Below are 8,579 nucleotides of genomic sequence, written 5' to 3'. Positions count from 1 at the left end.
GGCGGACGGCGGTCCTGGACGCCCATCCGGTCGGCCGCGTCCTGGAGCCATTGCGGCGGGCTGAGCAGGAAGGATGTCGCCTCCAGGTCCAGCCGCTGCGGCGGGTCCGGCACCGCGTCGTTCGGCACCGGGCCGTATTCCTCCTCGTAACGGCGGATCAGCTCGCCGATGGGCAGGGCCGGCCAGAGAGTGGCCTCGCCGCTGTCCCGGGCGATGACGACACGGACCGAGCCGTCGTCGGAGGTCGGGCCGTCCGGCCGCGCCTCGGACCACACCACGAAGCCGAGGTCGAATTCGCGGACCCGGATCTCCCGCGTCTCGTACGCGGAGACGTCCCCGTTGACCCAGCGTTCCGCGCGCTCCTGCGCCTGCGCGAAAGTGACCATGTCCGCCTCACCCCTCCACGGGGACGGCCGTGGCGAAACCGCCGTCCACCATCAGATTCGCCACCGTCTCCAGCTCCGGCGGATTGCCGGCCAGCCGCAGCAGGAAGGCGTCGAGCGTGTCGCCGCACGGCAGCAGCAGCTCCGCGACCCGCTCCGCCGGGCTGCCCCAGCGCTCACCGTCGCGCGCGTCGTCGTACGCGCAGAACCAGACCGAGCCGGTCCGCTCGCCGCGCACTTTCACCGCGAGGATGCCGCCCTGGACGTAGCCGATGGCCAGGTAGTCCTTGGTGAGGTGGTCGCGCAGGCATTTGTTGACGTACACCACGTCGTTCACCGCGGCGTCCTCGCGGACGGTGAAGAAGGGCTGGTCGATCAGGAGGCCCAGTTCGGCGTCGAGGGCCACGCCTTTGGGCGCGCAGCCGCCGGCCGCCTTGAGGAAGGTGCGGTAGGCGCCGGGCAGCCGGTAACCGAGCTCCTCCTCGATGTCGCGCACCTGCTGCTCGCCGACCGCCACCGGGTCCTTGGGCAGCCCGAAGTGCACCGGGCGGGTCTCCTGCAGCGGGCGGGTGCCGCGTTTGCCGTGGTCGGCGACGGACGTGGCCAGACCGCCGTGGTGCCGCAGCAGCGCTTTCACCTCGACCGGGATCAGCTCCAGCCGGCGGCTGCCGTGGACGTGGTGCCAGGTCCAGCCGTGCGGGGTGGCCACCGGCGGCAGGCTGCCCCACAGCTCGTGTCCGGCGGCGTGCAGCGCGGCGTTGGCCGACACGTAGTCGGTCAGCCGCAGTTCGTCCACGCCGAAACCCTCCGGCGGTTCGGCGATCTCGGCGGCGGCGCGGGCGTACGGCGAGAAGTCGGGGTGCCCCGCGTCATCCACCCACACTCCGCGCGGATGCCGGGCCGCGCGCACCGGATCGGGGAAGTGCACGACCTGTCCGGCATAGGCCGCGTTGGGCGGCGGCGACGCTCCCGCCGCGCCCGACCCGGGAGGTGCCCCCACCCCTTGCCGACCTGTCGTCATGGCCGTTGCCCCCCTGCTCGTGCCTGCCTCCGAACCGATGACGGACAGCCTAGGGGGTGCGGCGGACGTCGCGTCGGCCTCGGCCGCGGACCCTGTGGACAACTCCGCAAGCCCCCTGTGGACAACCCGGACACGTCAGTTCCCGGTCGCCGCCGCCCGCAGCTTGGCCGCCTGCTTCAGAGGGATCGCCGCTCGCAGCGAGGCCGTTTTGTGGTCGGCGCGGACCGTCTCGTAGGCCGCGGTGGCGTCCCCGCTGCGGACCACCGTGACCAGCACCGTCCCTTCTTGTCCCTTGGTGGGATCGGCGACGGTGTAGGTGACCTGCTGGTCGCCGAGCGGGGCCCCGCCCGGCGCCACCGGCCGCACCTGGAAGGTGGTGGTGACGCCGCCTCGGGTGACCCGGTAGCTGTCGCAGTCGCGCAGCGCGGCGGCCAGTGCGTCGAGCACCGAGGTGGCCTCGCCCGGCCGGTAGGAGGCGATCACCTCCAGGCTGATGGCCTTCGCGTTCTTGTCCGGGTCCGCGGTGTCGGTGACCATCGCGCCGGCGTACACCTGCCGGGGGTGCTGCGGCTGGCTCGCCCACTGGTCGGCGATCGGCTGGCACCGGGCCGGATCGGCCTTCTGCGGCCCGCCGAGCAACTGGGTCTTGCTGGCCGCCGGCAGCACCTGCACGTGGGGGATGTCGGCGGAGGTGAGCAGCGCCCGGGTCAGCTCGGCGGCGGGGACCGCGCCCGACGCCTTCACCGGCTGCGGCTGCTTCCCGCCGCCGCTTCCGCCGCAGCCGGCGGTGAGGGCGAGCGCGGGCAGCAGGGCCGCGGCGACCAGGGCGGCGCGGCGGCCGGCGCGGCTACCGGCCAGTAGGCGACTGCGTGCAGGTATCGGCATCGATGTCTTCCCCATGTGTCGTGGCCGCCCGGCGGCCGTCCCGTCACCCGTCCGGACCCGCGGGCGAGACGGCCCGCTTGCCGCGCGACTTTACCCGCCCCCGATCCGCACCCGGCCGGGGGCGCGATCCGCACGGCCGACGGGACGGCCGAGGACCGCGCGGCCCGCGCCGCCAACCGGCCCGCGCCGCCAACCGGCCCGCGCCGCTGACCGGCCTGCCCGTTAACCGGCCTGGGCCGCCTTCAGCTTGTCGTTCTGCTTGCGGGCCACGTCCAGCGGCAGTTGGCCCGCGCCGCCGGCCGACTTCACCGACAGGTAGGCGGTGATGGTGTCGCCGGACTTCACCACGCTCACCAGCGCCGCACCGGTCTTCTTGTCGGCCGTGTCGGTCATGACGTAGGACGCCGACGCGTCGCCGGTCCCGACCGCCGGCCCCTTGGTGATGGCGAAGGGGGTCTTCGTCCCGGTGTTGTCGACCGCGTTGAAGGTCGTGCAGGTCGCCAGGGCGGCCTTCACCGAGTCGATGACCTTCTGCGCGTCACCGGGCGCGTGGCTGGCGACCAGCATCTGGTCGATCTGGTCCGGGGTGGCCTGGCCGGTGGTCTTGGCGAAGGCGGCGCCGACGAACGCCAGCCGGCGGATCTTCGGCTTGCTGCTGGTGATGTCGGCCAGCGGCTGGCACTGGGGCTTGTCCGCGGTCAGCGTCGAATTGTCCTGCGAGTCGGTGGCGTCGGTCTGCGAGACCTGGACCGTCCAGCCCGGTACGTCGGCGGTGGTCACCAGCGCGCTGGTGAGCTGCGCCTTGGTCAGCGGGGCCTTCCCGGCGGTGGTGGCGGACGCCGACGGGGTGCTCTTCGGGGTCGTGTCGCTCCCGTCCGCGTTCGACGAGTTGCCGGAGCAGGCCGCGGCCAGCAGCAAGGCGGGCAGCACGGCGAGGGAGGCGGCGGCACATCGGGTCTTGCGCATCTGGGTCTCATTCCCTGCATCGGCGGTGGGGGGACCCGCTGGGCGGGCCGACTGTCGATCCTCCCGCCACCGGGGCCGTATCGTCCATGGCACTCGTCGTACCTGTGCACACGCTGTGTTCATGCGGCCGACCGGGCGTCACAGCACGGTGACATCGCCCACACAGGAAGGGTGGTCGGCCGCGTTCTGCTTCCCCATCCGAGGGCGGGTTTGGCACTCTGATCAACATACGGGGGAACCGCCCGCCCCCGGGCGGGCGCACGGAGGGATGCACGCACAATATGACAATCCATCTGCAGGCGGCAGCGGCCGCCGACCCCAGGCTGACCTGGAGCGCCGTGCACGACCCCGCCGGGCCGCCGGTCCTGCTGCACCGGCGGGACGGGATCCTGCCCGCGGTGGCCGCCGCGCTGTCCATCCGGGACGAGGTGCTCACCTGCACCGGCTCCAAGGGCGAACAGCCGGCCGAACTGCACCCCGCCGTACGCGACTTCCTGGACGCACTGCCGGTCGCACAGCGTGAACGGTTCACCGGGCGCTGCCCGGAGGCGGTGCTGATCTCCCGCCATCTGACCGCCGTCGAGGCCGGCCGCGGCAAGCGCGCCTCCCGCCGCCCGCTGACCTTGAGCGAGGCACGCAAGTCGCTGCGCGGCGCGAAGCTGACCGCCCGCCGGATCCGCGAGGACGGCGACCCGGCGCACGGCGCCTACGCCCCGCCCTGCCGCTCCTGCGCGCCGCTGCTGGCGCACTTCGGGGTGCTGCCCTTCGATCCCGCGGCGGACCGCGCGTGAGCGATTTCATGCCGGCCAGCACACGCTTCCCGGTCGGTGTGGACGCCGCGCTGCGGGCCGCCGGCTGGCAGCCCGGCCGCTGGGACATCAAGCAGGCCGAGGACTGGGCCGACACCTTGCGGGCCCACACCTCGCCCGGCGGTCACCGGCACGCGGTGTTCCCGGCCGCGATCGAGGCGTGGGCGGAGTTCGGCGGCCTGGAGATCGCGGCCGCCGCCGGGCCGGGGCGGCAGATCGCGCCCAGCGCCGTGGTGGTCGACCCGCTGCGCGGCCTCCATCTGGCCCGCACCCTCGGCGACCTGGGCCGCGCGCTGGAGACCGGGATCAGCCCGCTCGGCGAGGAGCCGGCCAGCGGCGCGCTGCTGGCCATCGACGCCGAGGGCCGGGTCTACGCGGTGGACCACACCGGTGACTGGTACGCGGGCCCGGACGTGGACCGGGCGCTGGCCGCCCTGCTCGGCGGGGTGCGGCCGGTACGGCTCAGCATGAGCTGACCGCGGCCCGCACTCGTAGCCCGCACCCTCAGCCGTATCCCCACCCGTAGCGGTGTCCGCGCCGGTAGCCGTACCGCGCCCGCAGCCGTACGCCGCGCCCGCAGCCGTACCCGCCTGCCCAGCGCGCCCGCTGTATTTCGGTGTACACGACACCTTCGCACGTACCCGTCGCGGACCCCGACGGCCGTCTCCTGCGCAGGCCCGGTCCCTTAGGGGGAGGCACCTACTTCCGGCGTCGCACGGTTCGTACCGCCGGATGACGATCGGTCCCCGGCTGATCCCTACGGTCATAGGGCGGGGTGGGAAGCCCCATTCCGGCAACGGGGTGGGGCTACCCCCACCACCGGAACGGAGACCTGCCCCATCGTGCCGCCAGGCGCGCTCCAGCAGGCTGAGACGTAGCCAGACCGCATCCGCGGCAGACCCGATTCCAGGAGTGACAGTGACGACGGCAGTGACGATTCCCAAGGCCGGGGGCAACGGAGAACGTTCGGCCGTAGCCGCCGCCGCCCGCTCGGTGACCAAGGCGTACGGCTCCGGCGAGACGCGCGTTCTCGCCCTGGACTCGGTCGACGTCGACATCGCGCGCGGCCGCTTCACCGCGATCATGGGCCCCTCGGGCTCCGGCAAGTCCACCTTGATGCACTGCCTGGCCGGACTCGACACGGCCACCGAGGGCCGCATCTGGGTCGGCGGCACCGAGATCACCCGGCTCAAGGACAAGAAGCTCACCCAGCTGCGCCGCGACAAGATCGGCTTCATCTTCCAGTCCTTCAACCTGCTGCCGACCCTCAACGCGGCCGAGAACATCACGCTGCCGATGGACATCGCCGGCCGCAAGGTGGACCGCGCGTGGTTCGACCGCGTCGTGGAGACCGTCGGCCTGGCCGACCGGCTGCGGCACCGGCCGACCCAGCTGTCCGGCGGCCAGCAGCAGCGCGTCGCGGTGGCCCGCGCCCTCGCCGCCCGCCCCGAGATCATCTTCGGCGACGAGCCGACCGGAAACCTCGACTCCCGGGCCGGCGCCGAGATCCTCGGCTTCCTGCGCCGCTCGGTGGACGACCTGGGCCAGACCATCGTCATGGTCACCCACGACCCGGTGGCGGCCTCGTACGCCGACCGCGTGCTGTATCTGGCCGACGGGGTGATCGTCGACGAGATGACCAGCCCGACCGCCGAGTCGGTGCTGGCGCGGATGCTGCGCTTCACCGCGGACGACCACCGGCACGCCGGTTCCCCCTCCGGGGCCCCGGCCGGCTTCCCCGGCTCCGCCGGCTCCGCCGCCCCCGTTTCCGCCGACGGCCGCGGGAGGACGTCGTGACCGTCCTGAAGACCTCGGTGCGCAACTTCCTCGCGCACAAGGGCCGTATGACGCTCTCGGCGGTCGCCGTCATGCTGTCGGTGGCGTTCGTCTGCGGGACGCTCGTCTTCACCGACACCATGACCTCCACCTTCGACAAGCTCTTCGGCTCCACCGCCTCCGACGTCACCATCAGCGCCAAGAAGGTCGACGACGCCCAGGCCACCGGCAAACCGGACGCGCTGCCCGCCTCGCTGCAGAGCAAGCTGGTGAAGGTGCCGGGTGTCGCCGCGTCCTACCCCGACGTCACCAGCCAGGACGTGACGGTCGCCGACGCGAAGAACGACAGCATCAGCCCGGACAGCGGCGCCCCGACCATCGTCAGCAACTGGGACCCCACCGAGACCAAGGCCGTCACGGTCACCTCCGGCCACACCCCGCGCGCCTCGTCCACCGACGCGGTACTGGACGCCGACACCGCCAAGAAGCACCACCTGGCCATCGGCGACACCCTGCGCGTCATCGCCCAGCCCGGCGACTTCGACGTCACCATCAGCGGCATCGCGACCTTCAAGACCACCAACCCGGGCGCGGCCGTCCTCTACGTCGACACCGCCACCGCGCAGACCCGGCTGCTCGGCGACCCGCACGCCTACACCGGCTTCGGGCTCACCGCCGCCCCCGGCACCAGTGACGACCAGCTCAAGCAGCGGGTCACCGCGGCCATCGGCAGCCACTACACCGTCGACACCGCGGCCGAGACCAAGCAGAAGGACAAGGACTCCCTCGGCGGCTTCCTGAACTTCATGAAGTACGCGATGCTCGGCTTCGCGGGCATCTCCGTACTGGTCGGCATCTTCCTCATCGTGAACACCTTCTCGATGCTGGTCGCCCAGCGCACCCGCGAGATCGGCCTGATGCGGGCCCTGGGCTCCAGCCGCAAGCAGGTCAACCGGTCGGTGCTGATCGAGGCGTTCATGCTCGGCGTCACCGGCTCGGTGCTCGGCATCGGCGGCGGCATCGGGCTGGCCATCGGGCTGATGCACCTGATGGGCAAGGTCGGCATGAAGCTCGACACGTCCGAGCTGACCATCAAGGCGACCACGCCCGTCGTGGGGCTGGTGCTCGGGGTCGTCGTCACCGTGCTGGCCGCCTACATCCCGTCCCGCCGGGCCGGGAAGATCTCCCCGATGGCCGCCCTGCGCGACGCCGGCACCCCCGCCGACGCCCGGGCGGGCCGGATCCGGGCCGCGATCGGCGTGCTGGTCAGCGCGGCGGGCGTCTTCGCCCTCATCGCCGCCTCCCAGGCCGCCAAGGCCGCGACCGGCGGCGGCCTGCTCGGGCTCGGCGTGCTGCTCACCCTGATCGGCTTCGTGATCGTCGGCCCGCTGCTCGCCGGGGTCATCGTGCGGGCCGTCAGCGCCCTGGTGCTGCGGTTCTTCGGCCCGGTGGGCCGGCTCGCCGAACGCAACGCGCTGCGGAACCCGCGCCGCACCGGCGCCACCGCGTCCGCACTGATGATCGGGCTGGCGCTCGTCTCCGGTATGTCGGTGGTCGGCTCATCGATGGTGGCGTCCGCCAACGACCAGCTCGACAAGTCGGTCGGCGCCGACTTCATCCTCCAGATCGGCGACAACGGCAACCAGACCTTCACCCCGGCCGCGGAGAAAGCGGTGAAGTCCGCCAGCGGCATCCAGCACTTCACCGACTACACCGTGGTCAACGCCAAGGTGACGCTCCCGTCGGGCAAGGCCCTCAAGGAGGACATCACCGCGGCCGACGCCACCTACGCGCAGGACCTCCGGCTGGACACCGTGCAGGGCAAGCTGGCCGACGCCTACGGCAAGAACGCCATGTCGGTGCCGGAGGGCTTCGCCAAGGACAACGGGGTCAAGGTCGGCGACGAGCTCAGGGTCGCCCTGGTCGGCGGCTCCGCCGCCGAGCTGAAGGTCGCCGCGGTCACCAGCGACGACACCGCCATCGAGCACGGCACCCTGTTCACCGACATCGGCACCGCCCGGCGGCTGCTGCCCGCGGGCAAGCTGCCCGGCGACTTCATGATGTTCGCCAAGGCGACGGACGGGCAGCAGAAGGCCGCGTACGCCTCGCTCAAGGCCGCCGTCAAGGACTACCCGCAGGTGCAGGTGCGCGACCAGGCCGACTACAAGGACCTGATCCAGAGCCAGGTCAACCAGCTGCTCTACATGATCTACGGCCTGCTCGGCCTCGCGATCATCGTGGCCGTCCTCGGCGTCATCAACACCCTGGCGCTCTCGGTGGTCGAACGGACCCGGGAGATCGGTCTGATGCGGGCGATCGGGATGTCGCGGCGGCAGCTGCGCCGGATGATCCGGCTGGAATCGGTGGTCATCGCGCTGTTCGGCGCGCTGGTCGGCCTGGGGCTCGGGCTCGGCTGGGGCTCCAGCGCCCAGCAGGTGCTGGCGTCCCAGGGGCTGGGCATCCTGCGGGTGCCGTGGTCCACGATCCTGACGGTCTTCGTCGGCTCGGCCGTGGTCGGGCTGCTGGCGGCGCTGCTGCCGGCGTTCCGGGCGGCGCGGATGAATGTACTGAACGCGATCGCGACGGACTGACTCCGTCACGGACCGCCCCCCACGGCGACCCCGGAAGCGCGTCCCCTCGCGCGCCCGGGGTCGCCCCTTTCCCGGCCTGGGGGCGGCTTCCCGCCGCGCCGGTTGGCCTGCGGCCGGCTTCCCGCTGTGCGGGGCCTTGCGCCGTTGC

At 72.5% G+C, this 8,579-nt stretch carries 7 protein-coding genes and 1 pseudogene; 4 read left to right on the top strand and 4 right to left on the bottom strand.

The genetic code is table 11. The features are described from left to right. From GA0115240_RS31775 to GA0115240_RS31760, 4 genes and pseudogenes are all read right to left on the bottom strand, one after another. A pseudogene (locus tag GA0115240_RS31775) lies at window positions 1-386 on the bottom strand (hypothetical protein); the annotation flags it as partial. Between the two features lie 7 nt (window positions 387-393). Beyond that, window positions 394-1,404 (bottom strand): SMI1/KNR4 family protein, encoded by a 1,011-nt coding sequence (locus GA0115240_RS31770; protein ID WP_093742123.1) that lies wholly within the window; start codon window positions 1,402-1,404, stop codon window positions 394-396. Window positions 1,405-1,539: 135 nt separating this feature from the next. Next, window positions 1,540-2,289, bottom strand: coding sequence for a sensor domain-containing protein (locus GA0115240_RS31765; RefSeq protein WP_161302601.1), 750 nt, complete (start codon window positions 2,287-2,289; stop codon window positions 1,540-1,542). A 222-nt stretch (window positions 2,290-2,511) separates the two neighbouring features. After that, the gene (locus GA0115240_RS31760; RefSeq protein WP_093742120.1) at window positions 2,512-3,255 is read right to left on the bottom strand and encodes a hypothetical protein; all 744 of its coding nucleotides are present in this window, start codon (window positions 3,253-3,255) and stop codon (window positions 2,512-2,514) included. Window positions 3,256-3,536: 281 nt separating this feature from the next. Between GA0115240_RS31760 and GA0115240_RS31755 the strand changes: the two genes are divergently transcribed. The 4 genes from GA0115240_RS31755 to GA0115240_RS31740 all read left to right on the top strand — a co-directional run bounded on the left by GA0115240_RS31755 (window position 3,537) and on the right by GA0115240_RS31740 (window position 8,431). After that, window positions 3,537-4,046: a YwqJ-related putative deaminase gene (locus tag GA0115240_RS31755; protein WP_093742118.1), complete on the top strand. Its 510-nt coding sequence runs from the start codon at window positions 3,537-3,539 to the stop codon at window positions 4,044-4,046. Between the two features lie 8 nt (window positions 4,047-4,054). Continuing rightward, the gene (locus GA0115240_RS31750) at window positions 4,055-4,540 is read left to right on the top strand and encodes an SUKH-3 domain-containing protein (protein WP_093742124.1); all 486 of its coding nucleotides are present in this window, start codon (window positions 4,055-4,057) and stop codon (window positions 4,538-4,540) included. Between the two features lie 442 nt (window positions 4,541-4,982). Then, a complete protein-coding gene (locus GA0115240_RS31745; protein WP_093742117.1) occupies window positions 4,983-5,861 on the top strand; it encodes an ABC transporter ATP-binding protein in 879 nt (292 codons plus the stop codon). Next, complete coding sequence (locus GA0115240_RS31740) at window positions 5,858-8,431, top strand: ABC transporter permease (RefSeq protein ID WP_093742115.1); 2,574 nt, start codon at window positions 5,858-5,860, stop codon at window positions 8,429-8,431. The genes GA0115240_RS31745 and GA0115240_RS31740 overlap by 4 nt, the downstream gene beginning before the upstream one ends. The last annotated feature ends 148 nt before the right edge of the window (window positions 8,432-8,579 follow it).

The organism is Streptomyces sp. DvalAA-14, assembly GCF_900091855.1.
Taxonomy (GTDB): domain Bacteria; phylum Actinomycetota; class Actinomycetes; order Streptomycetales; family Streptomycetaceae; genus Actinacidiphila.
The sequence above is the reverse complement of the archived record's forward strand: the minus strand, read 5'-3'. Positions and strand labels throughout refer to the sequence as shown.